The following is a 428-nucleotide window of genomic DNA, read 5'->3' as shown; positions in this document are numbered from 1 at the left end:
CCGGCGCGCTGCTCGGCGTCGGACTCGTGCTCATACTGGCCGGGCGTTCACGGCGAGCGCGCCGACTCCGCTGACCGCAACATCGCGCCCAACGGCACGCGGCCCTTCCGCCAGACTGGGCAGCGGTTACACCGGCATCCGATTCTGGCCTGCGTATCGGGGAGTGCCGCTCATCGCAGCTCGGTGAGAGCGAACAGGGCGGTTCGCACGCGCTTCATCGCGGTCGTGAGGCCCCATTCGGCGGAGAGACGGTCGAGCTCGGCATCCTGCTCCGGGGTGCTCGGGCGGATCCGGGCGTCGAATGCCGGGAGCTTCAGGTCGCGCACGACGTTGACGACGGTCGGGGCGACCGTGAGGTAGTCGGCGGCGGCGATGATCTTGCCGCGCACACCCGCTGCCAGCGCCGAGGCCGGATCGGCGGCCGCTGC

The 428-nt window shown here is 71.5% G+C and carries 1 pseudogene; it reads right to left on the bottom strand.

Features of this window, described 5'->3' with window-relative positions:
* Positions 1-170: 170 nt before the first annotated feature.
* Positions 171-428 (bottom strand): annotated as a pseudogene (locus tag QN345_RS19830) (flap endonuclease); the annotation flags it as partial.

The sequence above is a fragment of the Cryobacterium sp. 10I1 genome (assembly GCF_035019805.1).
In the GTDB taxonomy this organism is placed as follows: domain Bacteria; phylum Actinomycetota; class Actinomycetes; order Actinomycetales; family Microbacteriaceae; genus Cryobacterium; species Cryobacterium glucosi.
Note: the sequence above shows the minus strand (reverse complement) of the source record. Positions and strands in the feature narration are given on the sequence as shown.